The 23,315-nt window shown below is 43.9% G+C and carries 33 protein-coding genes; 22 read left to right on the top strand and 11 right to left on the bottom strand.

Annotated elements, in window-relative coordinates; translation table 11 throughout:
• The first annotated feature begins 13 nt into the window (after positions 1-13).
• From HF974_14280 to HF974_14270, 3 genes are read left to right on the top strand one after another with little or no spacing between them, the layout of a single operon-like run.
• The gene (locus tag HF974_14280) at positions 14-1,189 is read left to right on the top strand and encodes an ATP-grasp domain-containing protein (GenBank protein ID MBC2699469.1); all 1,176 of its coding nucleotides are present in this window, start codon (positions 14-16) and stop codon (positions 1,187-1,189) included.
• Between the two features lie 39 nt (positions 1,190-1,228).
• Positions 1,229-1,717 (top strand): transcription factor, encoded by a 489-nt coding sequence (locus tag HF974_14275; GenBank protein MBC2699468.1) that lies wholly within the window; start codon positions 1,229-1,231, stop codon positions 1,715-1,717.
• 5 nt (positions 1,718-1,722) lie between these two features.
• Complete coding sequence (locus HF974_14270; GenBank protein MBC2699467.1) at positions 1,723-2,235, top strand: HDIG domain-containing protein; 513 nt, start codon at positions 1,723-1,725, stop codon at positions 2,233-2,235.
• Here the strand turns inward: HF974_14270 and HF974_14265 are convergent.
• A complete protein-coding gene (locus HF974_14265; GenBank protein MBC2699466.1) occupies positions 2,232-2,633 on the bottom strand; it encodes a hypothetical protein in 402 nt (133 codons plus the stop codon). The genes HF974_14270 and HF974_14265 overlap by 4 nt on opposite strands.
• A 65-nt stretch (positions 2,634-2,698) precedes the next feature.
• Positions 2,699-3,013, bottom strand: a complete 315-nt coding sequence (locus HF974_14260) for a DUF2551 domain-containing protein (GenBank protein MBC2699465.1) — start codon at positions 3,011-3,013, stop codon at positions 2,699-2,701.
• Positions 3,014-4,216: 1,203 nt separating this feature from the next.
• Between HF974_14260 and HF974_14255 the strand changes: the two genes are divergently transcribed.
• The gene (locus HF974_14255; GenBank protein ID MBC2699464.1) at positions 4,217-5,170 is read left to right on the top strand and encodes an ADP-ribosylglycohydrolase family protein; all 954 of its coding nucleotides are present in this window, start codon (positions 4,217-4,219) and stop codon (positions 5,168-5,170) included.
• A gap of 32 nt (positions 5,171-5,202) precedes the next feature.
• Entirely contained in the window at positions 5,203-5,859 is a 657-nt protein-coding gene (gene cofC / locus HF974_14250) for a 2-phospho-L-lactate guanylyltransferase (GenBank protein ID MBC2699463.1), read from the top strand.
• Between the two features lie 20 nt (positions 5,860-5,879).
• On the opposite strand, the gene HF974_14245 is transcribed toward cofC, so the two are convergent.
• Both HF974_14245 and HF974_14240 read right to left on the bottom strand, forming a co-directional pair.
• Positions 5,880-6,041, bottom strand: coding sequence for a hypothetical protein (locus HF974_14245; protein MBC2699462.1), 162 nt, complete (start codon positions 6,039-6,041; stop codon positions 5,880-5,882).
• Between the two features lie 78 nt (positions 6,042-6,119).
• The gene (locus tag HF974_14240) at positions 6,120-7,076 is read right to left on the bottom strand and encodes a ribose 1,5-bisphosphate isomerase (GenBank protein ID MBC2699461.1); all 957 of its coding nucleotides are present in this window, start codon (positions 7,074-7,076) and stop codon (positions 6,120-6,122) included.
• Between the two features lie 72 nt (positions 7,077-7,148).
• Here HF974_14240 and larE point away from each other — a divergent pair, with 72 nt between their 5' ends.
• Positions 7,149-8,000: an ATP-dependent sacrificial sulfur transferase LarE gene (gene larE, locus HF974_14235; protein ID MBC2699460.1), complete on the top strand. Its 852-nt coding sequence runs from the start codon at positions 7,149-7,151 to the stop codon at positions 7,998-8,000.
• A 311-nt stretch (positions 8,001-8,311) separates the two neighbouring features.
• On the opposite strand, the gene ftsY is transcribed toward larE, so the two are convergent.
• Genes ftsY through HF974_14220 form a run of 3 tightly spaced genes read right to left on the bottom strand, consistent with a single transcriptional unit; the run spans position 8,312 to position 10,012 of the window.
• A complete protein-coding gene (gene ftsY, locus HF974_14230) occupies positions 8,312-9,349 on the bottom strand; it encodes a signal recognition particle-docking protein FtsY (protein ID MBC2699459.1) in 1,038 nt (345 codons plus the stop codon).
• Complete coding sequence (gene pfdA, locus HF974_14225) at positions 9,350-9,829, bottom strand: prefoldin subunit alpha (GenBank protein MBC2699458.1); 480 nt, start codon at positions 9,827-9,829, stop codon at positions 9,350-9,352.
• Positions 9,830-9,835: 6 nt separating this feature from the next.
• The gene (locus HF974_14220) at positions 9,836-10,012 is read right to left on the bottom strand and encodes a 50S ribosomal protein L18a (protein MBC2699457.1); all 177 of its coding nucleotides are present in this window, start codon (positions 10,010-10,012) and stop codon (positions 9,836-9,838) included.
• Positions 10,013-10,161: 149 nt separating this feature from the next.
• Between HF974_14220 and HF974_14215 the strand changes: the two genes are divergently transcribed.
• From HF974_14215 to HF974_14205, 3 genes are read left to right on the top strand one after another with little or no spacing between them, the layout of a single operon-like run.
• Complete coding sequence (locus HF974_14215) at positions 10,162-10,623, top strand: DUF134 domain-containing protein (protein MBC2699456.1); 462 nt, start codon at positions 10,162-10,164, stop codon at positions 10,621-10,623.
• A 50-nt stretch (positions 10,624-10,673) separates the two neighbouring features.
• Complete coding sequence (locus HF974_14210) at positions 10,674-11,270, top strand: DUF5320 family protein (protein MBC2699455.1); 597 nt, start codon at positions 10,674-10,676, stop codon at positions 11,268-11,270.
• Complete coding sequence (locus HF974_14205) at positions 11,267-11,695, top strand: 4Fe-4S binding protein (GenBank protein MBC2699454.1); 429 nt, start codon at positions 11,267-11,269, stop codon at positions 11,693-11,695. Before HF974_14210 ends, HF974_14205 begins: the two co-directional genes overlap by 4 nt.
• A 352-nt stretch (positions 11,696-12,047) precedes the next feature.
• Here the strand turns inward: HF974_14205 and speB are convergent, their stop codons facing one another.
• The 3 genes from speB to HF974_14190 all read right to left on the bottom strand — a co-directional run bounded on the left by speB (position 12,048) and on the right by HF974_14190 (position 14,220).
• The gene (gene speB / locus HF974_14200; protein ID MBC2699453.1) at positions 12,048-13,043 is read right to left on the bottom strand and encodes an agmatinase; all 996 of its coding nucleotides are present in this window, start codon (positions 13,041-13,043) and stop codon (positions 12,048-12,050) included.
• Positions 13,044-13,081: 38 nt separating this feature from the next.
• Positions 13,082-13,468 carry a translation initiation factor IF-5A gene (locus HF974_14195; GenBank protein ID MBC2699452.1) on the bottom strand — a complete coding sequence of 129 codons (387 nt, stop codon included), beginning with the start codon at positions 13,466-13,468 and terminating at the stop codon, positions 13,082-13,084.
• Between the two features lie 119 nt (positions 13,469-13,587).
• Positions 13,588-14,220: an AAA family ATPase gene (locus HF974_14190; protein MBC2699451.1), complete on the bottom strand. Its 633-nt coding sequence runs from the start codon at positions 14,218-14,220 to the stop codon at positions 13,588-13,590.
• Positions 14,221-14,276: 56 nt separating this feature from the next.
• On the opposite strand from HF974_14190, the gene HF974_14185 reads away from it, so the two are divergent.
• The 7 genes from HF974_14185 to HF974_14155 all read left to right on the top strand — a co-directional run bounded on the left by HF974_14185 (position 14,277) and on the right by HF974_14155 (position 18,979).
• Positions 14,277-14,498 carry a hypothetical protein gene (locus tag HF974_14185; GenBank protein ID MBC2699450.1) on the top strand — a complete coding sequence of 74 codons (222 nt, stop codon included), beginning with the start codon at positions 14,277-14,279 and terminating at the stop codon, positions 14,496-14,498.
• A gap of 9 nt (positions 14,499-14,507) precedes the next feature.
• Entirely contained in the window at positions 14,508-14,831 is a 324-nt protein-coding gene (locus HF974_14180; GenBank protein MBC2699449.1) for a YbjQ family protein, read from the top strand.
• Between the two features lie 84 nt (positions 14,832-14,915).
• Positions 14,916-15,371 carry a hypothetical protein gene (locus HF974_14175; GenBank protein MBC2699448.1) on the top strand — a complete coding sequence of 152 codons (456 nt, stop codon included), beginning with the start codon at positions 14,916-14,918 and terminating at the stop codon, positions 15,369-15,371.
• A 6-nt stretch (positions 15,372-15,377) separates the two neighbouring features.
• Positions 15,378-16,538: a tRNA (guanine(10)-N(2))-dimethyltransferase gene (locus tag HF974_14170; GenBank protein ID MBC2699447.1), complete on the top strand. Its 1,161-nt coding sequence runs from the start codon at positions 15,378-15,380 to the stop codon at positions 16,536-16,538.
• A 92-nt stretch (positions 16,539-16,630) separates the two neighbouring features.
• On the top strand, positions 16,631-18,163 hold the full coding sequence (locus HF974_14165) for a methanogenesis marker 14 protein (GenBank protein ID MBC2699446.1): 1,533 nt from the start codon (positions 16,631-16,633) through the stop codon (positions 18,161-18,163).
• 106 nt (positions 18,164-18,269) lie between these two features.
• Complete coding sequence (locus HF974_14160; GenBank protein MBC2699445.1) at positions 18,270-18,716, top strand: DUF1890 family protein; 447 nt, start codon at positions 18,270-18,272, stop codon at positions 18,714-18,716.
• The gene (locus tag HF974_14155) at positions 18,695-18,979 is read left to right on the top strand and encodes a DUF1894 domain-containing protein (protein ID MBC2699444.1); all 285 of its coding nucleotides are present in this window, start codon (positions 18,695-18,697) and stop codon (positions 18,977-18,979) included. The genes HF974_14160 and HF974_14155 overlap by 22 nt, the downstream gene beginning before the upstream one ends.
• A gap of 5 nt (positions 18,980-18,984) precedes the next feature.
• Here HF974_14155 and HF974_14150 read toward each other — a convergent pair whose 3' ends face one another.
• Positions 18,985-19,545 (bottom strand): hypothetical protein, encoded by a 561-nt coding sequence (locus HF974_14150; protein MBC2699443.1) that lies wholly within the window; start codon positions 19,543-19,545, stop codon positions 18,985-18,987.
• Between the two features lie 137 nt (positions 19,546-19,682).
• Here HF974_14150 and HF974_14145 point away from each other — a divergent pair, with 137 nt between their 5' ends.
• From HF974_14145 to pyrF, 6 genes are all read left to right on the top strand, one after another.
• Entirely contained in the window at positions 19,683-19,871 is a 189-nt protein-coding gene (locus tag HF974_14145) for a 30S ribosomal protein S17e (GenBank protein MBC2699442.1), read from the top strand.
• 24 nt (positions 19,872-19,895) lie between these two features.
• Positions 19,896-20,768: a 4-hydroxy-tetrahydrodipicolinate synthase gene (locus HF974_14140; protein ID MBC2699441.1), complete on the top strand. Its 873-nt coding sequence runs from the start codon at positions 19,896-19,898 to the stop codon at positions 20,766-20,768.
• Position 20,769: 1 nt separating this feature from the next.
• A complete protein-coding gene (locus HF974_14135) occupies positions 20,770-21,567 on the top strand; it encodes a 4-hydroxy-tetrahydrodipicolinate reductase (GenBank protein ID MBC2699440.1) in 798 nt (265 codons plus the stop codon).
• A gap of 278 nt (positions 21,568-21,845) precedes the next feature.
• The gene (locus HF974_14130; protein MBC2699439.1) at positions 21,846-22,025 is read left to right on the top strand and encodes a hypothetical protein; all 180 of its coding nucleotides are present in this window, start codon (positions 21,846-21,848) and stop codon (positions 22,023-22,025) included.
• A gap of 81 nt (positions 22,026-22,106) precedes the next feature.
• Entirely contained in the window at positions 22,107-22,289 is a 183-nt protein-coding gene (locus HF974_14125; GenBank protein MBC2699438.1) for a hypothetical protein, read from the top strand.
• A 267-nt stretch (positions 22,290-22,556) separates the two neighbouring features.
• Complete coding sequence (pyrF, locus tag HF974_14120; protein ID MBC2699437.1) at positions 22,557-23,207, top strand: orotidine-5'-phosphate decarboxylase; 651 nt, start codon at positions 22,557-22,559, stop codon at positions 23,205-23,207.
• The last annotated feature ends 108 nt before the right edge of the window (positions 23,208-23,315 follow it).

Genomic DNA, 23,315 nt, shown 5'->3' with positions numbered 1-23,315 from the left:
CTAGTGGTTAAGTATGAAAGTTCTGGTAATAGGGGTCAACACGCGCCACATAGCCTGTTCTGCCAGCCGGGCCGGGTATACGGTATATACACTTGGCAGGTTCAATGATGTGGATCTGAAAGTCTGTTCTGAGAAGTCAGTAATTCACGACATGTCTGATGTCATTGACCTGGAACTACCAAAACTTGCACCACTTATCAGGACACTTCTCCCTATTGATTTCATTGTGTTGGGGCCCGGGTTCGAACACCTGGGCAACTGGGTGGAAGAAATAACCCAGGGAAATATTCCTGTGCTCAATAATCCTCCCCATATATTTACAAGAATTTCTGATAAGGCCTGGCTGGCAGGTAAGTTAAAGGTCCTGAACCTGCCCCACCCTTTTACAGTCTTACTTGATTCCCTTAACACTCCTGAGGACTGGAGTGGTGGCTATCCGGCCATCATTAAACCAAGGGTCGGGGCCGGTGGAATGGAAAACAGGTTGATAAGTGATTTAAAAGACCTTAAAATGACAATGGCCGTGCTTGAGTGTGGACAGTACCTGCTTCAGGAATACATTAAGGGCACTGTGGCAAGCGTATCTATTATATCTACAGGTAAGCAAGCTGTTGCTATTGCTGTTAATGAACAGCTTGCCGGGATTGATACACTCACAGGGATGCCCTTTGCATATTGTGGTAACATCACACCATACGTATCTGAACACAATGACTGGATGCGTGAAACCTCTATGAACCTGGCCGTGGAACTGGAATTGTTCGGCTCGAACGGGGTGGATTTCATAATAACTGACAAAGGACCTGTCGTCCTTGAAATCAACCCCCGGTTCCAGGGAAGCATCGATACAGTTGAAAGGTCCACCGGGCTCAACATTTTCCGGCTGCACCATGAATCATTCCAGGGAAAGCTGTCCGTGTGCGGGGATAGCCAGTGCTTTTCCATCAAGACAATATTCTTTGCCCCGCGAAGGCTTGTGGTGGAAAAAAAGGAATATGATTATTTAGTGCAATGTTACAATAAAGGTACGACTGCCGATGTTCCTTCCAAAGGAACTGTGTGTGAAAAGGATGAACCAGTGGTATCGTTCTTATCAGAAGGCAACAGCAGGATGGAAGTTGTCAGGCAGGTAGAGCAGCTTGTTAATGGTCTAACTGATATTATTGAAGATATCCACACGGAAGTTTAATGTCTTTGTAGCACACAATTAGGGTGTAGGTGAATAAATTTGGTAAACCTGGATGATCCGGTAATTCAAGGTCTTTTATTTAATTTGGTTGGAGAAGATGGAATGGACGTTGTCCTGAACATGCCTGATGGGGAGATTACTGATGATGGAGTAGCTGAGATAACGAACGTCCCGTTAAACATTGTAAGGCGAACCCTCTATATTCTTTTTGAGAATAGGCTTGCCACATACAGGCGTGAAAGGAATAAGGACAGTGGCTGGCTTACATACTTGTGGAAAATAGACCTTAATGGCATTAATGAATTGCTTGAAGCTGAAACTAAAAAATTTATCCGGAATCTCAAGACCAAATTTGAATTTGAAAATGATAATATGTTCTATGTTTGCAAGAACAACTGTGGTCGATTCGTATTTGATACTGTGGCTGAGTTAGAGTTCTTATGTCCCAATTGTGGTGAGGATGTGATCTTTGATGACAATGAACTTATCAGGCAGACTTTGAAAAAGCGGATCAATGAGTTGACGTAAGCTTGATACCGGATAAAAACGCTGCTATTGAATTGCTTAAGCTTGCCGGATGCAGTGACAACGTGATAAATCACTGCAAAGTGGTTTCAGATTGTGCCAGGGAGATGGCTGAGAAAATTTATCATAACGGGTATGCCGTAGATATAGAACTTGTGCAGATTGGAGCATTACTTCACGATGTCGGCCGGTCACGAACACACGACATCAGGCATGGGGTGGAGGGGGTCATTCTGGCAAAGGATTTTGGGCTTGATGATAAGATAGCCGGAATTATCAGGACACATATCGGTGCAGGAATAACACCTGAAGATACTGTTTCGTTGGGTCTGCCGCCAGATAGGTATATTCCTTTAACCCTGGAAGAAAAGATCGTGGCCCATGCAGATAATCTGGTTGAGGATGAAACGAGAGTCTCGATCTTCGAAAAGGTGGAAATCCTCAGAAAAAAAGGGCGTGAGGAACATATCATCGAAAAAATTATCCACTTGAACAATGAGATTGAAAATATGATCGACTAAAGGTTTTCGGGATCGTTTTTCAATACTGCACTCCACCACCATTCTGCCATGTCCTTAAGGTCTTTGCTGAATTGCCCGGAAAGTCTGTATTCACCGTTCTTGTTGCTTATAAAGCCAGCTCCAAGTAGTTTATTCCTCATTGAATAGAATGAAGCTTTTCCCACACCCAATTCTTCTGCGATCTCTTTCCATTCATTTGTTCTTACCGGGTCTTTGTTTTTCTGCCGTTCTTCTATAAGTATTAGAAATTTTTGACCCCTTGCAGCAGTTCTTTCTTCCTGGAAGATACGCCGCATCAGATCATAATAAGGGTCCCTGGAACGGCTTATCCGGGTATTTGATTCTGACCTTACTAGTATTGTAGTTGAGGTTCTTGGAGCATCTTTTACAAGGGTCATTTATTTTATTCCATGCTGCGCTATTGGAATTTTACTTATCAATAAAACGTTAGCAAATGCGATACTTAAGTGGGCTTAGGCTTTATTAATGCAGATTTCACCAATTCTACGTAATCATCTTTTAGTGTGTATACTGTTGGTGTTTTATAGGACTCTTTACGTGCTCTGAGTATCCCCAGTTTTGAATGCACATAGCCTATCATTGATGCTACCATATTATGTGAGACATCATATTTCTTAGAAAGGATTTTATGAATTGTATCAACAGTAGCCTCTTTTATTTCAAGGAAGATGTTCAGGAGAGTATTTCTTATTCCTACAGTATCAAGTTCAAGATACTTTTCTAACCGTTCCTTGATTCTTCTTTTGAGGGATCCCATAACATGCGCTCCATTGAAGAAAATTTATCATCTGTTACAAATAATAATGCATTAATTCTCGCAGTTTTAATATATATATGTTTCTACTTATCACTGTGTACAAAAATTCCAGAGTCACTCATCATTAGTATCTCTCACTTTTTTTATCATATTTTCATTAGTTCATCTTAAACCGGTTTCATTACAAATTTTTATCAAGTGATTGACAATATTATTACTTCAAACAAATTTTCACATGAAATATAAATGTGACAACATACAAAACAATTTTTTAATATATTAGTATTTTTTGATTAACATTTTATTAGTACAATATTATTTGAGATGTGACGGTATTTTATAATTACCATTTTATTAATATAATATTATTTGAGATATATTAATTTGAAAATCTGTATTAGTTTAAAAATATCAGTACATGATAATAAATATTGAAAATAATATAACTAATAGTTATTTCATCGTAGAATTTGTTTGATTTTTGGTTTTGTTTTGGGATTGGTCTTTATTTTTCATAAATATTCCTATAATATATAGTCCTTGATTCACGTGAACATATTTTGCTATATTTTTGTAACATCCGGAATTACATATACTATGGGAATATGATGTTTGGGACACAAAACCCCAGGATGATCCACATAAAATATAATTCTCTGGATATACGGTATTATGTGTTTGAAGTATTACTACATCATATAGGACTGAACATATATAACAACAATACTTTATTTCAACAGTTTTGCAATTTCTGCCTATGTTTTAAACACCATATTTTACATATATAGGGTATGTTTTTTAGTAACATTTACTATATATAAATATAGGCTAATAAAAATGAAAAATCATACTACTTTTTATAAATAATATATAAGTATGAGTTATTTAGATATATTGTAAAATAGTATAGTATAAAATATATTAAAAATAATGTTTAAATATATATAACTAATAAATAAATTATAAAAAATTATAATCTAAATATTATATATACTATTCTATATAGAATAAATAATAAATAATAAATAATAAATAGTAAATATATTATTATATATATTGTGTTGGTAAATAATATTTTAAATATAGTATTATTATTATTCTATAACTGACATATTAATAAAATAAAATTGAAATACTGATAACATTTTGTTGTGAGAATAATACCAAATAATTTATTTCAAATGAAATCGCTATCGATAAAAGATGTATAGAAATAAATATACCGGGTGCTTGCTGGGAAGTGCTGTGGGGGATGCACTGGGAATGCAAACAGAAGGCATGAGTCCTGGTGAGATAAAACAAAAATTCAATATCGTGTTTGATTACGGACCAGGCATGCCAGGAACTCCTAACGAAAAACTTAGAGCTGGGCAGTATACTGATGATACTGAACAAACACTGATCCTTGCACGTAGTATCTTGGAAGCTGGTAAATTCGACCCTGTGCTTTTCTCAAAGAAACTTGTTGAACATTATGCAATGATCGTATCAGACCCCGGATCAAACAGAGGTTGGGGCCGTACAAGTCTTGATTCCTGCAAGCGGTTACAATCCGGCACCCTATGGAATGAATCCGGTGGTGATTCACCCACATGCGGCTCATCAATGCGTATATCCCCGATCGGACTGCTCTATCCGGATAACTTAGAACAAGTTGAAAGAACGGCAGTAGATTCATCATTACCAACCCACAGACATCCCGAATCCATCGCTGGCGCAGTGACCGTAGCATCTGCAGTTTCTCTTGCAATAACAAACACCAGCCCTGATATTATTTTAAAGACTGCCAGCAGCCTGGCTAAAAAGTACGACCATGTGCTGGGCAACAAAATCTTTTCCATTGAAAAAATGAGATATATGCCAGAGCTCAATGCATTCTCCACAATAGGCACTTCCCTGATGACACGGGATGTAGTACCTTCGGCATTCTATTGTTTTTCTAAAAATCCGCTGGATTTTTCAAGTGCCATGATTACTGCTATTAATGCAGGTGGGGATACTGATTCTATTGCTGCTGTTACAGGTGCTATCTGCGGCGCATATCTTGGAATTGACGCTATTCCAAAAAAATGGCTGGATGGGCTTGAGAACCATGATGAGATCGAATCACTTGCCCTGGAACTATGGGAAATCGGCAGACATAATATGAAAGAGTGAGTCTATGATTCCAGACCATGACCGATGATACAATAAGAGCTGTAATCCCCTTTAAAAAAGAGAATGCAAAATCAAGACTATCGGAAGTACTTTCCGAAACCCAGAGGCAAAAGCTTGCTCTTTGTATGTTATTTGATGTTATAAGTGCACTGGAAAAGTCAGGGAAATTCGATGAGATCGATATTTTGAATTCTTCATTTTCCAGCATAATGAATACTGAGTTTCCGTTAAATATCAATATCCTGCTAAATGAGAAAAACTTGAACGATGCATTGAACGAATATCTCAAAAAATCGGCCGAACACTGGGATGGTACTGTGTTTATCATCATGGCTGATATGCCGTTGGTTACTGAAAAACAGGTTATCGAACTTACAAATAAGACAGCAGACGTGGTAATAGCCCCGGGTTCGGGTGGCGGGACCAATGCCTTGCTGATACGAAATCAGGAAAAATTCCATGTGGATTATTACGGTACCAGTTTCCTTGACCACTTAAAGATTGCAAAAGAGGCTGGCCTGACTGTGGATGTGTATGATTCCTTTTTGGTCAGCACTGATATGGATGAACCCGATGACCTGGTAGAACTACTGATACACGGGCAGGGCAGGGCAGCAGATTATCTCAGGTCTGTCGGAATATCACTTGATACCAAAACTGGTAAACTTAACCTGAAAAAAAAGAGTTGACAAATAAACAGAGCTGATAATTATCGCTTAATTGTCAATTCAATATCTGTCCAGTCCTTTTCCACACCCTCAAGGGGTTCTACTGCACCGCCCACAATACCTGCAATAACCTTCTGCACAAATTTGTTAATCGTTATATCCTTTCCATCAACAATAAGTTCTAATTCTATATTTTTCTCCATATTTTTCCCTCCAATATTATATATGCATCTCGAACATTTCATTCATCTCAAACATTTCATTTATCCAATTCATATCATTCATCTTTTTTTATTTGAATTTTCTATAATTTCCTGCATATCTCTTACATCCCATCCCAGGATGTCACGGATGATAATATAGCTCATTTCAGGTGAGATCGCTCCCGCTTCAGTACAGATAAGGTCAATATAGCTTGAAGGGGTGACATCAAAAGCCGGATTTTTTACTCTGACATGTTTCATGCCTGATAGTTTTTCAGGGTCAATGACCTCCCCTGTATCCCGCTCTTCAATTTCTATCATTTCACCAAGCAGTGTGCGTGGACTGAACTTATAAGTCTCTGCCGCCACTATCAGGTTTGTCCTGCCCTCGTGGGCTGCCAGTGCCAATTGGGATGTACCAATTTTATTAATGACCGACCCATTTGTTGTCACTGCATCTGCTCCTACCACCACCAGGTCCACATCCTTCATAAAGTACCTGACTGCCGAATCAACGATCAGTGTGGTCTCTATGCCCAGCTCGTTAAGTTGTTGAATTGTTAAATGACCCTGCAACCTGGGCCTGCTCTCTGTAGCTATTACTTTGATATTTTTCCCGCTGCGATGAGCTTCGGCTATTACTGATAAGGCAGCCTGGCTGTTGCAGTGGGTCATAATTGTATCGCCATCGCCTATGCGCTGACTGCCGATCAGACCGATCCGCCTGGTTGCTTCCTTTGATGTGGAAATGAACTCATCGGCCAGCCTTACCAGATCAGATCTTGCCTCATCTACTGATCCTCCCTTGTATGCCATTACTATCCTGACAGCATTTGGCAAAGATACCGCAGTGGGTCTTGTTGATACAAGTATTTCTGCCGCCCTGGATAACTGGCTGTCAAACTCTTGCTTTACAGTGGTTTCCTGTACAAGGGCATAGTCCTTTAGAGCCTGTGCCGCTGCCCTGGCAATGGTACCGGCTCCGCGTATTTCCATATTCCGTATCTTTTTAGCAACGTCAATTATCTTATCCATTTCTGCAACCAGTACACAAAAGGTAACTTACATGGCAAAAGGCTTACTACATTGACAGATAAAATACCGCAAATGAATGAAAGCACAGTTCCCGGTCATCACTCCACTGAGGAAAGAATAGACCAAGTGGTTGAATATCTCAAAAACATCAATGGTGTGCTTGTGGCATACAGCGGCGGAGTGGACAGCAGTACACTGGCAGCACTGGCACATATGGCACTTGGAGAGCGGTGCGTTGCCGTTACCGCTGAGGGCCAGACCCTGCCGGCACGGGAACTGGAAAGTTCCAGAAGTACAGCCAGATCATTAGGTATCAGGCATATCATTATCCCCTATAATGAGCTGGATGAGCCGGAATTTGCCAATAACCCGGTTGATAGATGCTACCATTGTAAAAATGGCCTGTTCAGGGAATTGAAGAAACTGGCCAGTGAAATGGGATTGGAAGCTGTAGCTGAAGGGACTAATGCTTCAGAACTAACAGGACACAGGCCTGGCCACAAGGCAGCGATTGAAAACGGGATACTTACACCTTTTGCAGACCTTGGTATTAACAAAAACGAGATACGGCAGATGGCAAAGTATCTTGGATTATCAATATGGGATAAACCTCAACTGGCATGCCTGTCCAGCAGGTTCCCTTACGGACGGACTATTACAGTTCAGGGACTTCAAAAGGTGGAGAAGGCAGAGGATTATCTTTTTAATCTCGGGGTCAGCCAGTGCAGGGTACGAGACCATGAAGACATTGCACGTATTGAAGTATCAGGGGATGATCTTCATATTATACTGAAGTACAGGGATGATATTGTGAGTGTTTTTAAAGAACTTGGTTATACCTATATCACCCTTGACCTGGAGGGCTTCAGGAGCGGAAGTTTTGATATCGCTATAAAAACCGGGACCCGGGCTGAATTAAGATAAACTTCTGGATAAAAATACCGGCAAGCTGAACAACCATTAGGGCTAAAAAAAATTAATGTGTCATCAGTTAAGAGTAATATTGTGATAGAACGTGGATTGCACAGATGACACGGATGTGCGAGGATACGAAAATAAATCCGTGAAAATCCGTCTAATCCGTGTCATCTATGTTCTATTCAAACTAAATTGATTAATCATAAAAAATCATTGGTTATTTGGAAAACAATACCAATCGAGCCAGTCAAACTCCTTAACCGATTACTAATGAAAAAAAAATTAGGCCAAACAACCCGTAATATAACCAGCAGACCTCACTCGAACAGCCTGTCCACCAGCCACTGGGGATCGAACTTAACAATATCGTCGTATTCCTGGCCCACTCCGAAGAACAGTATGGGTTTACCTGTGGTATGTGCTATGGAAATAGCTGCGCCGCCTTTGGAATCTGCATCAGACTTGGTCAATATGCTTCCGCTTATCGGTACTGTCTGGTTGAATAGATGGGCACGTTCCACTGCATCGTTGCCAGCAATTGCCTCGTCCACGAATATCACAAGGTCAGGGGGGGATACCCTGCATATCTTCTTTAACTGGTCCATCAGGTTGATATTTGTATGCATCCTGCCAGCCGTATCTGCCAGCACCACATCTATTTTCCGGGCTTTGGCATACTCCACCGAATCATATATCACAGCAGCCGGGTCGCCGCCTTCCTGGTGTTTGATCATCTTCAATCCCAGGTTATCTGCATGACGCTGCAGCTGGTCAATGGCACCAGCCCTGAATGTATCGCCGGCCGCCAGTACCACCGAATATCCCCTGTCTTTAAGCCGCTTGGCTATCTTGGAGATAGTGGTGGTCTTACCGGTGCCGTTCACGCCGACAAATGCAATATTGACAGGTTTATTTGCCTGTTCAATAAAGTCATCAAAATCCAGGGTATCTACGTTCAATACACTGATAAGCGCTTTTCTGAGAGCCTGTTCTACAATATCCTTTTTGTTCCCACCGATCTTATAGTTGGTTCCAGCCAGTTCCGACTTCACATATCCCACTATCTCTTCCGCAACTTCCAGGGCAACATCACTTTCAAGAAGTGCCACTTCCAGGTCCCATAAAGGTTCTTCCAGCGATTTTTCACTTATTATGAACTCACGACTAAGCAGCAGTGCTTTAGCCTTCTGTTTGATTCCAACTGCTACTGATGGTGTCTCTTTTTTTTCTTCTTTAGTGACACCACCTGACCCTTCCTGCTGGATGTCTTCAGATGCTTCTTCAGCCTGTTGATCCAGTATGTCACCAAATGAATTTTTGAAGCTGCTGAGTTTCTTTTTTAAACTATTGAACATCTACAAACCCTGTATTGGACCTTGATTTGTCTGCTGTGCTATTTGACCTGCCTGCTGTCCTTTTATTGCAGTTGTCACAACGGACTCGATCTCATGCATCTTTGTTACGATCTGCTCCAGGTTGTTCTGGGTGGTTTGATGGAACTTGGTAAGCTCTTCTTTCTGGATTTCCAGGCTTTTTTTAGCATTGTCCAAATCCTTTTCCATACTGATACCTGCACCAATTTCCATGATCACAGTATCTGGTTTTAACAGTTTTGCCATGATATTAGTACCCGAACCGATAGGAATCAGGATTTCGTGTCCGTCTTCTGTTCCTTCAATCTCAGTTATGGTATTGATGGCCTTCTCGGATTCGGCTAAAGAAGCACTGACCATGTTCAATTGTTGTGATAGTGCATCTGACTGGTATTGCAATTGCTGGAACTGATTTGACATTTTCTGGATGTCCTCTTTTGATAGTTCTTGATTAGAAGACAAGCTTATTCACTCCTTTGTTGTGGATTCCAGTTGTATTAAAATGCGTTTCAGGCCGTGTTCACTACCAATAAGAGAATAGACTTTGTCTTCTGCGTTTTTCTCATTTTGGCTGGTTACTTTCTTGGTAAATTTCTCCCATGAAATACCTGCTTTGAATCTACCTGAAATAATATAATTTTCCATCTCTTCGAACTCCTTGATCATGCTCATGATTGTGTCTACATTAATCCTATAATATGATGTACCCTAATTCCATTTGCAAGTTAAATAGTTTATTCAAACCTTGCACTACCACCATAAGCTTTAAGTTTATTATGAATATATATTCATTAATGCCAAGACCAAGACGCCACCGGTATATACGGTCGTCATTTGATTACAATTATTTCAAACCGTGTACAACCTGTCTGCAGGACATAGGTGAAGTGGTCCTGAAGATGGAAGAGATGGAGAGCATACGGCTGAAGGATTATCTTGGAATGGATCAACGTGAGGCGGCAGATCATATGAAAGTCTCGCAGCCAACATTCCACAGGATACTGACCGAAGCAAGAAGAAAGATCGGGTGCGCCCTGGTCTGTGGCAAAGCGATACGAATTCATGGAGGGATGTACGAGATGGCAATAACTCAACTACGTAAGTTCCAGTGCTATGACTGCAAGCATGTATGGGAAGTGGTACATGGCACAGGAAGACCCCAGAACTGCCCGGAGTGTAAAAGCGTGAATATACACAGGGCTGAGGACGATCGTGGCTATGCCAGAGCCGGACGTGGCAGACATGGTATGCGGTAAGATTGTGAAATTGACAATGTAGATCATTTTGTAAAAGGAGATTGATAAATATGAAGATATGCGTAACCTCAACCGGACCAAACATGGATGCGTCCGTAGATCCAAGATTTGGAAGATGCCAGTACTTCGTTTTCGTGAACTCGGAAACTATGGAGTATGAAGCAATGCCGAATCCAAGTATAGGTGCTTCGAGCGGTGCTGGAATACAGGCGGCACAGACCGTTGCAGACAAAGGCGCCGGCGTTGTTATCACCGGACAGGTGGGACCGAATGCGATCCAGACGCTCGGTGCTACTAATATCTCGATCGTGACTGGTGCAAGCGGCACTGTCAGCGATGCGATCGAGCAGTACAAGAGCGGCCAACTGCAGGCAGCCCCCGGTGCGCCTGCCCCCGGTATGCCTGCTACCGGTATGCCTGGTGCAGGCATGGGAAGAGGTATGGGACGCGGCGGTGGCCGTGGCGGCGGTCGCGGAATGGGTGGAGGTATGGGACGAGGAATGGGACAAGGAATGGGCTTGGCAGCTCCGGTAACACCTACTCCTCCAGTACCGTCCCAGCCTGCACAGACGTTAGATGAAGAGATACAAGCTTTGGAAAGTAAGATGATAGAGATCAAAGCAAAGCTGGAAGAACTGAAAAAATGAAGTGCAAAATCGATGAATCGCTATGTACAGGATGTGGATTATGCATCAATGCATGTCCGGTAAGTGCGATAACACTATCAGATGCGGCACATATCGATAACGACCTCTGCACTGGCTGCGGAGCCTGTGTCAACATATGCAAGAAAGAGGCAATTATCGAAGTGCCGGATGAAATAGTGCAGGAGAATGTGTCCATGCCCGCCGCAATTGCATCCGGGATTACAACTGCCATAGGATCTGTTAGAGACGCCATCAAACGGTATACGAATAACAGCGCCACTAACGGAACTCGTCGAGATAGTATGGGGCGCGGTGGCGGTCGTGGTCGTGGTCGTGGTCGCAGTAGTGGCAGTGGTCGTAGTGGTGGCAGTCGTAGTGGTGGCAGTCGTAGTGGTGGCATTGGCCGTCGCGGAAAAAAAGGGTGATAATTCAATTTTGACAATATTTATAATGCGTTGGTATAGCCGTTTTTTTATCTGATCTCTTATTTTGTAGGAATCCAGAACTCAGGGAGCTTCTAACCAAAATTTATCTCTGAGGCATGTGTCAACAGGTTCAAGACTTGTAGCATCAGTTTGGTTGCCCGGCCATACGCTATATGTAACAAGTACGCCTTTCTGGTCAACAACAAAAGCAACAACGATTTGAGGGGGGGTCAGGATTGGTATTGTGTTCGATCACATTGACCGGTTCTATTTCGTCACAGATCTTGTGCAAGGCCAGTACATATAATACTAAAGATACAATCCACACATTTAAAGCTTGGAACAATTGATGTTATCGTGAAGCCCAGGCAGATGCTATGAACTCACATACGAATTTTGCGCCCAGAAGTGCGGTATTTCCGCTATCGAACCCGGGAGCGATCTCCACCAGATCGAAACCAACAGACCGGGGGGCCAGCCGCCTGATAAGTGAAAGCACCTGCCTGTCAGTTAGTCCGAAGGGTTCGGGTGTACCCAGTGCAGGAGCATATGCCGGATCCAGGACATCCATATCTAGTGACAGGTACAGGTGACTTGTACCAAGGTCAAGGTGCCTGGAAAGTTCTGCAAGAACATGTGGGATGCCTTTATCCTCTACAAGATCTGCCGGATAGTAGGTAATACCACGGGACCTGGCAAGTGAGTATTCATCCCTGGTGCCGCTTCGTATGCCTATGGATACATAATTGCCTGTAATGTCTTCGATGATACGGCGGCTCACACAGGCATGACTGTTGACCTGCCCCTCATATTCCTGCCGCAGGTCAAAATGGGCATCCAGCACCACCACACCCAGGTCATTGAAATAGCTCTTTGATCCCCTGACACACGGCACCGTAAGTGAATGTTCACCACCCAGCATTACGGGAATCTTACCATCACTAAGGATGCCGGTTACCATGTCACCAACCGCAGCCTGGGCCTGTTCTACTGTGCAATTATCAGGTATGTCCACATCTCTTGCATCATGAAAGGGTATGTCCACATCTCCAGCATCATGGAAGGGTATGTCCACATCTCCAGCATCATGGAAGGGTATGTCCACATCTCCTGCATTATGGAAGGGTATGTCCACATCCCCCGCATCATGGAAGGGTATGTCAGCAAGGTCGATATCGAAGTAAGGGTTGTAGGTCTCAAAGTTATACGAAGCTTCGCGTATGGCATCAGGGGCAAACCGGCTGCCCTTCCTGAAAGAGGATGTACCGTCGAAAGGTGCACCGAAGATCACGAATTTAGCATCAGAATAATTAGAATCGGCATCTGCAAAAAAAAGTTCCCCACCCATGCGAACATTCCTAAAAAAAATTAAAAAAAAATACAGGCTCAGAGTCGCATATCGATTTTCATCTTCCCCATGGCAACCAGATACTGGAGATCCTTTCCAACCTCGATCTTATCCTTATACTCATCCGGTAGGGCAAGCTCGATAGTGGAATAATCGCCCATGTCCATTAACTGTACCACATCACCAGAGATAGAGATAACCTGCCCGTTCTTCCTTTCCACAAGGGGAACGTAGATCTTCTGTGTAACAGGCGATATAATGGAACGTTTCTGGTTGTCAAATATACCAACAGCGTCTACCCTGGCTTTGGCACTTCCGTGTTTTCCTGGTTTTGAATGTGAGAGTGATTTGATCACGCAGGGTTCATCATCGATTATAACATATCTTCCTTCTTTTAATGTACGGACTTCGGTCTGCTCTTTCATGGGATAAGTTCCTCCGGTAAATAGACATAGCTAATATCACGAACTTAATATCGTTGGGGCTTAAATATATATCGTAAATAATACCACTGGGTCCCTCCGGATGACCGGGGGAAGGGAAGTTACGTGTATATTCCAATATCACGTTCTTTCTCTGGTTTCACTTTCTCCCTGGCTTTTTTGATATGATTACCTGTAACCCTGTACTTTTGCATCTCTTCATCATCATCTACCAACTTGCCTGACTGCACGTATTCCCTGATGGCCAGCATTATGCTTTCCCGTACAATTCCCGCAATATCGGCACCAGAATAGTTTGCAGTCTCCTTAACCAGTTTTTGAACATCAACATCGTCGGTAAACGGCTTATTATTCATATATATCCTGAGTATCTCCCGCCACGCGGCCTCATCAGGCAGCGGAACTTCCACCATCTTGTCAAACCTGCCAGGCCGAAGCAGTGCCCTGTCTATCATATCAATCCTGTTTGTTGCGGCAATGGCAACCACACCATGCAGTTCTTCCAGTCCGTCCAGTTCGGCAAGGAACTGGCTGATTACCCTTTCAGTTACATGACTGTCAAAACTCTGGCCCCTGGTGGGTGTAATGCCAGGCATCTCGGCAGTTATACACAAGTTTTTCTTTTCACTGTCAATGATGTTGCACGAGTATGGTTCTCTCACATCCCCGCTAATTATACCGGAAGCAGATGGCCTGATATTTCCGAACTGTTCGTGCACAATCAAATTATTCATAATCTATTTATGTACAAGAAACAGCCTATATTCTTAGAGATCCGGGGTGATGTGAAATGGATAATAACACAGCAGTGCGAAATCTGGGCATAGGCATGGCCGTCATAGGTATCATCCTGCTGGTAGGATACGTTTTCTATAATATTTTAACCATAGAGAGCAACCTGATACTTAAATTATCCTTTGCAGCCATTATATTAGGTATAATAGTAGCGTTATTGTCTTTGATAAAGGAAAGAATAGGGACAAAGGATACTGAGATTGAAAGGAAATACTGAGGCAAGAACATGATAATCGTGAACACAGATACCATAGCAGGAAAAGAGATCACACAGACCCTCGGCATGGCCCGTGGCAGTACTATCCAGGCCAAGCATATCGGCAAGGACATACTGGCAGGTCTGCGCACCATCGTAGGCGGTGAACTGACAGAATACTCAAAGATGCTTGAGGAGGCCAGGGAGAAAGCCATTAACCGCATGGTACAGGATGCCGAAAAGATGGGTGCTGACGCCGTAATAAATGTTAGGTTCATGACCTCAATGGTAATGGCAGGGGCAGCCGAGATACTGGCATATGGTACGGCTGTCAAGTTGAAGGATAAGGAATAATTTTGTTCAAATCTTTACGATAGTATTAATAACTTATAGAATGAAATAATTGTAAATCATAAGACTATTAAGGTGATGATAATTTTGGAACCAAAGAAAGCTTTTTCAATTTTTATTGTAACAACATTGTTGGCAATATCAATATTTGCTGCAGGATGCACTGATATTAAACCTGAACCTTATATTGAAGATACAGCAACACCCACAGCAACACCCAACGCTACAGCCACCGTAACCCCTGAGCCAACTGAAGTAACACCCACATCAACTGCAGTACCCCAGGAATATTTGATCAGGATCACGAGTTACATGTTCATACCTGTAGGGGATAAAGAAATAAACGTGGGCGACACAATTAAATGGAGGAACTTCGAAAATAGCAAGCAAGCAAGATATCTGGTTAATGAGAATGGTATATGGGAAGAAGAACAATATCTTCCTTATATGCGGTATGTAAGCCATACCTTCAATGAAACCGGTGAATATACTTTCTACCTGAAAGGCAGGGATACAAAGGTATTAACCATTACTGTGGTTTAATAAATAATGAATCGCAAGGTCATCAGTGAAGGGGGTGTCCGAATTGAGGTTCCCCTTCCCGGTGATCCATCATCTATTCCATCTTCTTCTGCAAGTGTGTTCTATAACTCTGAAATGGAATTAAACCGCGATATTACCATTTCTGCTGTTGCGGGTTTTATAAAAGATCATGGCCTTGACACTAAAACACTTTCCTACGCTGATGTTATGTCAGCCTCAGGCATCAGGGGCATACGTATGGCAGCCGAGGTGGGATCCAAGTGCTGCCTGAACGACTGGAAACAGGATGCTTATGAACTGATTCAAAAAAATATAATGCTGAACGGTCTGGAAGATATCTGCATCTCCTCCGGGCAGAACGCCAATACTCTCATGCATAGAAAGTATTTTGACATTGTTGACCTTGACCCCTTTGGCTCACCTGCCCCGTTTCTGGATGCTGCTGCCCGCTCGGCCCGCAGGCTGCTGTGCATCACTGCCACAGATACTGCTCCCCTGTGCGGTGCCCACCTGAAATCGGGAATGCGCAAGTATGCGGCAGTGCCGTTGAACACCGAATACCACAGGGAGATGGGGGCACGCATCCTGCTGGGTGCGGCAGTAAGGGCACTGGTGCGCCGGGATAAAGGTGTAAAGGTGCTGTTGACCCATGCCACACGACACTATGTCAGGGTATATATTGAGATCATAAAGGGTGTGTCCTCTGCCGATGATGCCCTGGAAAAAATGGGTTTTATCACTCACTGCCAAAATTGCGGATACAGGTCATGGAAATATGGGCTGGCTGCACAGTTGGATTCGATCTGCCCCCACTGCAAAGGGACACTCCAACCTGCCGGACCACTTTGGCTGGGAAGTATCCAGGAGCGGGATTTCTGTAAGGCAGTGCTTGTCGAACTGGAAACCAGGAAGCCGGGCAAATGGGAGCAGGCAGTAAAGATTGTTGAATTTTGTCGTGGTGAAATAGATGTTGTGACCTACTACGACCAGCATTGGCTGTGCAAAAAAAATAAAATCTCGCCCGGATCTATTGATGGACTGATAGAGGCACTCGTATCTGCAGGATTTTACGCTTCACGCACCCATTTTACAGGAACAGGGTTCAAGACAGATGCAGGGCTTGAGCAGATCAATATATTATTACGTGACCTCAATGACAGAAGGTAGACTTAGCAATAGGTTCATGGGTGTGCACATATTATGCAGAATAGTAGAAAACAAAATATATCTATTACAATCCCTATAGAAGTTTGCGAACTATGACCAATCCGGTAAAAATACTAAAAAAAAATACATTCGGGCCAAAACCAAGAATCTCAGATAGCCCTTATGTCAGGCTTTTGGACCTGAAGTCAAAGCCTTATTTCATTGTAGCCTCGGTAGAAGTAGGCAACACTACAACTAAATGCATACTGACAGCTACTAACCTGGAGGATGGCAAGACCAGCCTTGTCAATAAAACTGTAAATATGACACGGGACGTCAGGAGCCCCAGGCCAAACGAAGAGATTTTTGGTAAAACACTTACAGGCATTTCACTTACCAAGGAATCTGTAGCCGAACTGGTGCGTGATACTCTGCAGGAATCGCTGTGTACAGCTAACCTTGATATTAAAGAGGACCTGCACTTTGTGGTACGCTCCACCGGGGTTGTTGCCGGTTTTGATTCGCCTGACGAAGTAGGCCATTTCGTCAAGGCTCTGGCAGACGGGTGCATGATGGCCGGGGTACCGCCCAAACACATGATCCCTGCCATGTCCATAGAGAACGTGCCACAGCGCTTCAGGAAATTCAGCTTGATAGAAAAGATCGTGTTCACAGGTGCGGTGGGTGGCGTACTTCCCCCTGTGGGTGCCTCGGGACTTGAGGTGGTCGCCAATGAGATGGAAGGTGAACTGGCCACCGCCGGTATTAAGGAAGGTGCAAAATGGGCGGGCATTGATTTTAGGAATCCCTGTCTCTCCATAGACTTCGGCACAACGCTGGATGGTCGCATCACAAATGACGATACCCCATATGCCAGGGTTACCGGGAATTTTGCAGGGTATGCCGGTGCCATTCCGGATGCCATTATCCAGGGCACACATCTTGTGGATGAAAAGGTAGGTACTGCCCTTGACCTGTTTAAAAACAAACCAGTGGGACTACTCACCTGGATGAAGCGGGGGAAGGTTATCAAAGAGTATACCAATAAGATACATGAACTGATATCAATTGAGGTGATTCCCGAAAATGTGGACAAGTACGGCAGCGTACCGGTCAGCCCGAAAACAGCAAAGGAAATCGGGGTCACCCTGATAGGGTGTGATGTGGGCAAAAACGGTTCTGACCTGGAAAAACTATCAAAGATAGGGGGCAAAGTGTATGAAAAATATGGGTTGGAGACACTGTTCGCTATAGTGGATATGGTGTGTGCTATCATGGTGAAACGGCTGGTGAAAGTTGCATCGGATGAGAACCTTGTCACAGAGAGGACTGCCTTGGGTTTGACGGGAAGGGCAGCCATTACCGGATGCAAACCAAGATTAATACTCAGCCAGATAAAAAAACTGGGCATATTCGATTCACCTGAGGAACATATTGTATTTATCGATGATGGTCTTGCCCGGGGAGCTGCGGTAATGGCCAGGTGTATGAATTCACTTGGTACGCCAAAAAATCCCCTGGGTGGTTCCAGATATGGAAAATGTGTCCTGCGGGAACGCATGAAGCTCCAGGGTGGGAACATGGATGAAAAAGAGATGAAAAAAATGACTGCCGAAGAGGCACAGGTTAAACGATCATCAGCATAAAGGAGAATGATCTTGAACTATCATCAGCATAAGGAAAAGTAATCTTGAACTATTATCAGCATAAGGAAGAATAATCTTGAAAGATAAACGCAAAAAGGCATTGTTAATGTTAGGCTGCCCTGAAGTCCCGGTGCAGACCAGCCTGGCTATCTATACCCTGGACCTGCTGGTAAAAAGCGGTGCCATGGTAACCATTGCAGGTAACAATGCAGCACTTGGACTGGTCCGTACGGCCGACCCTGCCAGGCATTATATAAAAGAAACGGCTGACCTTGATGCTACTATTGGCGGTCTTGCCGAAAAAAAGGTTGATGCTGACATATGTTACGTATTCATCCATAACGATACAGGGGTGTCATATCTTGCCACGGCAGCCGCATTAATAAGCGGTGAGGCCGTGGGGATAATATTCGGGAACGATGCCATGGCCCTGGCACAGCAGTGTGATGATGCAAGCTTGGAAAATATCTGGGCCGGAGCTGTGCATAATCCAAAACCAATAATATCAAAAGTAATCATGGAGGTAGAACGTTGGGCTGCATCGAACAGTTGAAATATGAGATTTTACTAGCCAGGGCTAGATTCAAGGAATGCTCGTCATTCATCAGCTCAAACTATGATGAATATTACCAAGTCCAGCCAGGGTATCATATGATGAATGTGTTCATTATTGGTGTTCCGCCAATCTATGTGGCAGTAGACGGCGATAATATCATATTTCCATATACAAAGCCATGTCACGGTACCTTTTTGCTCACAATTACCAGTCCTGAAGAAGTGGAGAAAATCAAAAAAATGGGCGAACCAGTAAAGTAAAACCTCTATATACTGGCATGAGTCGAATGTTTTAGTGCCCACCTGATAAATTCAGGTGTGGGAAATTCATGTATGGTCGTGGCGATTATCATACCCTTTTTGTACTTGATCTCTACTAATACTACCTCATTTAAATCATTGAGAAAAATACATTCACCATCTGCCGAGCAGAAGAAGCCGTCGCAATCCAGTGATGTGTCACCTGCTAAAAGTGATACATCGCTCTGGCAGCGCGGGAACAGTTCAACAGGACCATACCGCTGTATATATTCAAGGTTGACTGGCAGCCATTCATAATTATGTGATTCTGTCAGGGCACCGTACACCAGCAGCATACCCCCGTTTTTAATAAATTTCTCTATCCTGTGACTGCTGCGCATCAGAGAGGATAATGTGCTGGAATAATCAGTATTGGCGAAACCGGTTGGTATGATCAATAGTTTGAATTCAGGTAAAAACGGCGTGCCAAGGGATGCGGGATGTATTAACTTGCAATCAAAACCGTGCTCGGTAAAAAACTTTTCAAAAAGCAGTTTTGTATCCCATAGCAGTCCGATATCGGTCATAATATTATATATTATTCACCGGATGTAAATAATTTTCTTATTGCATTTGATGGATAACATTACATACTTGTGCTGTTGAAGGAAACATATATGAATAGTGGGGTAGTATGCAGGTCATAAAATATAGGAGCATAAAAATGGGAATCAGACCAAGTTATATCAAGACTCTTGCACTCCAATTAATAAATGAAAAAGGCGACCAGTTCACTGGTGATTTTGAGGATAATAAACCTCTTGTCACCCAGTTCACCAATGTTCGGAGCAAGGTTATAAGGAACCGGATTGCCGGATACATCACAAGGAAGAAGAACCGACAGACAAAATAATATTATAATGTAGGTGATCCTGCTATGCTGGATGGCGTACTGGCTGCATTGATAACACCTTTTACTCCTGATGACAGGATTGACAAATGGGGTATGCAGTCCAACCTGGATTTTCTGGTAGAGGGAGGAATTTCAGGCGTCGTGCCCTCAGGGACGACAGGAGAGTCTGCTACTCTTACATTCCAGGAACATAAGGAGATCATTGATATAACTGTGGAGTATAGCCAGGTGCCGGTTGTTGCCGGCACAGGGTCCAACAGCACAGTCGAAGCCCTGGAATTAACTAAATATGCTGCTGATGTAGGGGCTGATGCAGCACTATTGATCACACCCTATTATAACAAGCCCAATGATGAGGGGTTGATTAAACATTTTACTAAGATAGCTGATAATGCGGATATTCCGCAGATATTATATAATGTGCCAAGCCGGACATGCCTTAACATGAAGCCTAAGATTACTGCTCATCTTGCAGGCCATCCCAATGTTATTGGAATAAAGGAGGCCAGTGGTTCCCTGGACCAGATATCTGAAATTATCAGGCTGACGCAGGATGAAGATTTTATTTTGTTATCAGGAGATGATGCCATGACATTGCCAATTATGGAACTTGGTGGTGCTGGTGTGATTAGTGTGGTGGCAAATATCGCACCTGGAAAGATGACGGCTATGTTAACGGCTTTTAATGAAGGGGACCTGGATGAGGCAAAGCGGCTGGAAGTACAGCTTGCACCACTTATCGAGGCATTGTTCCTTGAGACCAATCCCATACCTGTGAAAAAGGCGGCCGAACTGGTCGGTCTTGCTGCGGGACACTTGAGGCTGCCCCTTGCGCCGCTGGACTCAGGGAACGAGGCAAAGCTGGTGGCTGAATTAAAAGCAATCGGGGCGCTGTAGTATGATACGCACTGCCGTTACCGGTGCATGCGGCAGGATGGGCACCCTGATCATCCAGAATATCCTGGGCAGTGGGGATATGGAACTTTCTGCGGCATTTGATATTGCTAATATCGGCAGGGATGTGGGCGAGGCCATCGGGACAAGGCACCTGGGTGTGCCGGTATCAGACCCCGCCGATATGGAATCCGTGATTAAGGAGACTGGGACACAGGTCGTGATCGATTTTACGATAGCTGCGGCTGCGACTGGAAATGTGGTCAGGGCAGCCAATGCCGGGGCAAACCTAGTGGTGGGCACTACTGGTTTTAGCGAGGAGCAGATGCGTGAGATGCACAAGGCCATCAGTGATAATGGCGTGGCTGCGGTCATATCGCCCAATTTTGCTGTGGGCGTTAATATTTTCTGGGAACTACTAAACGAGGCTGCCGGGTCCCTGGACGGGTTTGATGTGGAGATCATCGAGGCCCACCACAATAAGAAGAAGGACGCACCAAGCGGCACTGCGGTTAAGGCGGCGCAGGTTATCAGTGAGGTGCTGGGTGGCAGGGATTATGTGTACGGGCGGCAGGGACTTGCGCCAAGGGGTGATGAGATCGGTATTCATGCTGTAAGGGGCGGCGATGTGGTGGGTGATCATACTGTGTTATTCTTTGGCGATGGTGAGCGTATCGAGATACGGCACCAGGCCCACAGCAGGCAGGCGTTTGCCGGCGGGGCTGTGAGGGCTGCACTTTGGGTGATGGAGCAGGGGGCCGGGGTGTACGGTATGGCTGATGTGCTGGGGCTGGGTAAGTAAGGGGCGCGCCGCGTTAGTGGAGTACTTCCGAAAAATGGATGTTTGTATTTCTATCAACTTGCTTGTTTTAGTTCATTTTCCTGTTAATTTTTTCCTGGTGACCAAGTGGATTAGTTAAGAAGAGCAGCATGGGAGTTGAGGGGATGAAACTGGCTATAATTATTTTAATTTTATTATTAACCGCAGATAAACACAGATGAACGCAGATAACGGTAATTATGGTTTTTAATTTAAATTATGCAGTATAAATTCAAATACAATATGATTTTAGCTGCAATATGTACGTTCATTCGCGTATATCCGCGGTTCGAAGCTCGCATGAATCCACAAGGCTGGCTACCACCTGCCGCCATAACGGGCTGCAGTGGCAGGGCAAAGTGCAGATGCCGGGGCGGCGGGAAAGTGCTGTGATGCAGGGACTGAAATCATTCCATATTAACGATAGACGTAAGGAATGAAAATTGCAGGCACATTTAAATACACTTAAACATATGGCTCATAAAACATTAACTATCTCATAAGAAACTTACAAAAGCCTTGTGCAGCTAAAAAAAGAGGGGGAAAGCTTTACAGCCCTCATAAATCGTACAACAGGAATTGTTAGAAGAAAGTCGTTAAAAGAATTTGCCGAAAGATTAAAAGACGATGAATTTGAAAAGGCTGCCATTGAAATTAGGTCCATTGGAACTGATATATCCCGTTCAGAGCGTGCAAAATTATGACAATACTGGATACTGATTATTTAGTTGCTCTTATCGTGACTTATTAATTTATTCTGGATAAATGAATCGTGGCAAAAAAGATTCACCGCAGAGGACGCGGAGGACCGCAGAGGGTCGTTATTTTACTCTGCGTCCCTCTGCGGTTTTTCGAATCGTCCCAGAAAACGTACATGAAATTCTTCGAATAGCATGCACAAAAAAATGAAAGAACCCAAGGGTACTTTCATGCTAAATAATAATAAGTCTCGGAAGAGGAGGAGGAGTAACATGAAAAAGGATACGCGATTGATACTGGCCATGGATGTAACAGACAGGGATGCCGCCCTGGACATTGCAGAGAAAACAGCGCCATACCTGGATGCTGTGAAGGTAGGGTACCCGCTGGTACTGGTGGCTGGTGTGGATATCATAAGTGAAATGTCCAGGTTCGCTCCGGTAATTGCCGATTTCAAGGTGGCTGATATTCCCAATACCGGCCGCCTGATTTTGCAGCAGGCTTACCGGGCCGGGGCTGCGGCAGTGATAGTGCATGCTTTCACGGGCCGGGACAGCCTTGAGGCCTGTGTTGCAGAGGCTGCAAAATGGAACCGTGATGTGTTTGCAGTAACCGAAATGAGTCATCCGGGTGCGGCTGATTTCATGGTAGACCCGGCCGAGGACATGGCAAGAATGGCTGCTGGTTGTGGTGTTACTGGTGTGGTGGCACCCGCCACACGGCCTGAGCGTGTGAAGACGATACGGGATGTTGTGGGTGACCTTGTGATCATCTCGCCGGGTGTGGGTGTGCAGGGCGGCAGTGCCGACGATACTATCCGGGCCGGGGCTGATTATGTGATTGTGGGCAGGAGTATCTACCAGGCAGACGACCCGGAGGCGGGTGCAAAGCAGATTGCAGATGAGATATTATCTGTATTGTAAGAGCATGTGGAAACCGTCAAATTAGCATTTTGACTTAAGAAACTATCTGTTTTTTTTAGATAGCCTGAATTTATCTTCACATCAAACGTTGCGCTATTAATGACTACC

This window comes from ANME-2 cluster archaeon (assembly GCA_014237145.1).
Lineage (GTDB): Archaea > Halobacteriota > Methanosarcinia > Methanosarcinales > Methanocomedenaceae > Methanocomedens_A.
This window is presented reverse-complemented; position numbering and strand designations above follow the sequence as displayed.

Bases quoted from the DNA above. Each gene is read 5' to 3' on its own strand.
- speB (MBC2699453.1), bottom strand. From the start codon at position 13,043: ATGGGTGGGGAACTTTTTTTTGCAGATGCCGATTCTAATTATTCTGAT.
- HF974_14160 (MBC2699445.1), top strand. From the start codon at position 18,270: ATGTTAGGCTGCCCTGAAGTCCCGGTGCAGACCAGCCTGGCTATCTAT.
- larE (MBC2699460.1), top strand. From the start codon at position 7,149: ATGAATGAAAGCACAGTTCCCGGTCATCACTCCACTGAGGAAAGAATA.
- HF974_14245 (MBC2699462.1), bottom strand. From the start codon at position 6,041: ATGGAGAAAAATATAGAATTAGAACTTATTGTTGATGGAAAGGATATA.
- HF974_14215 (MBC2699456.1), top strand. From the start codon at position 10,162: ATGCCAAGACCAAGACGCCACCGGTATATACGGTCGTCATTTGATTAC.
- HF974_14135 (MBC2699440.1), top strand. From the start codon at position 20,770: ATGATACGCACTGCCGTTACCGGTGCATGCGGCAGGATGGGCACCCTG.
- HF974_14220 (MBC2699457.1), bottom strand. From the start codon at position 10,012: ATGGAAAATTATATTATTTCAGGTAGATTCAAAGCAGGTATTTCATGG.
- HF974_14190 (MBC2699451.1), bottom strand. From the start codon at position 14,220: ATGAATAATTTGATTGTGCACGAACAGTTCGGAAATATCAGGCCATCT.
- HF974_14255 (MBC2699464.1), top strand. From the start codon at position 4,217: ATGTATAGAAATAAATATACCGGGTGCTTGCTGGGAAGTGCTGTGGGG.
- HF974_14265 (MBC2699466.1), bottom strand. From the start codon at position 2,633: ATGACCCTTGTAAAAGATGCTCCAAGAACCTCAACTACAATACTAGTA.
- pyrF (MBC2699437.1), top strand. From the start codon at position 22,557: ATGAAAAAGGATACGCGATTGATACTGGCCATGGATGTAACAGACAGG.
- HF974_14185 (MBC2699450.1), top strand. From the start codon at position 14,277: ATGGATAATAACACAGCAGTGCGAAATCTGGGCATAGGCATGGCCGTC.
- HF974_14280 (MBC2699469.1), top strand. From the start codon at position 14: ATGAAAGTTCTGGTAATAGGGGTCAACACGCGCCACATAGCCTGTTCT.
- HF974_14140 (MBC2699441.1), top strand. From the start codon at position 19,896: ATGCTGGATGGCGTACTGGCTGCATTGATAACACCTTTTACTCCTGAT.
- HF974_14260 (MBC2699465.1), bottom strand. From the start codon at position 3,013: ATGGGATCCCTCAAAAGAAGAATCAAGGAACGGTTAGAAAAGTATCTT.
- HF974_14150 (MBC2699443.1), bottom strand. From the start codon at position 19,545: ATGACCGATATCGGACTGCTATGGGATACAAAACTGCTTTTTGAAAAG.
- HF974_14240 (MBC2699461.1), bottom strand. From the start codon at position 7,076: ATGGATAAGATAATTGACGTTGCTAAAAAGATACGGAATATGGAAATA.
- HF974_14205 (MBC2699454.1), top strand. From the start codon at position 11,267: ATGAAGTGCAAAATCGATGAATCGCTATGTACAGGATGTGGATTATGC.
- HF974_14210 (MBC2699455.1), top strand. From the start codon at position 10,674: ATGAAGATATGCGTAACCTCAACCGGACCAAACATGGATGCGTCCGTA.
- ftsY (MBC2699459.1), bottom strand. From the start codon at position 9,349: ATGTTCAATAGTTTAAAAAAGAAACTCAGCAGCTTCAAAAATTCATTT.
- HF974_14130 (MBC2699439.1), top strand. From the start codon at position 21,846: ATGTACGTTCATTCGCGTATATCCGCGGTTCGAAGCTCGCATGAATCC.
- HF974_14165 (MBC2699446.1), top strand. From the start codon at position 16,631: ATGACCAATCCGGTAAAAATACTAAAAAAAAATACATTCGGGCCAAAA.
- HF974_14170 (MBC2699447.1), top strand. From the start codon at position 15,378: ATGAATCGCAAGGTCATCAGTGAAGGGGGTGTCCGAATTGAGGTTCCC.
- HF974_14180 (MBC2699449.1), top strand. From the start codon at position 14,508: ATGATAATCGTGAACACAGATACCATAGCAGGAAAAGAGATCACACAG.
- HF974_14145 (MBC2699442.1), top strand. From the start codon at position 19,683: ATGGGAATCAGACCAAGTTATATCAAGACTCTTGCACTCCAATTAATA.
- HF974_14195 (MBC2699452.1), bottom strand. From the start codon at position 13,468: ATGAAAGAGCAGACCGAAGTCCGTACATTAAAAGAAGGAAGATATGTT.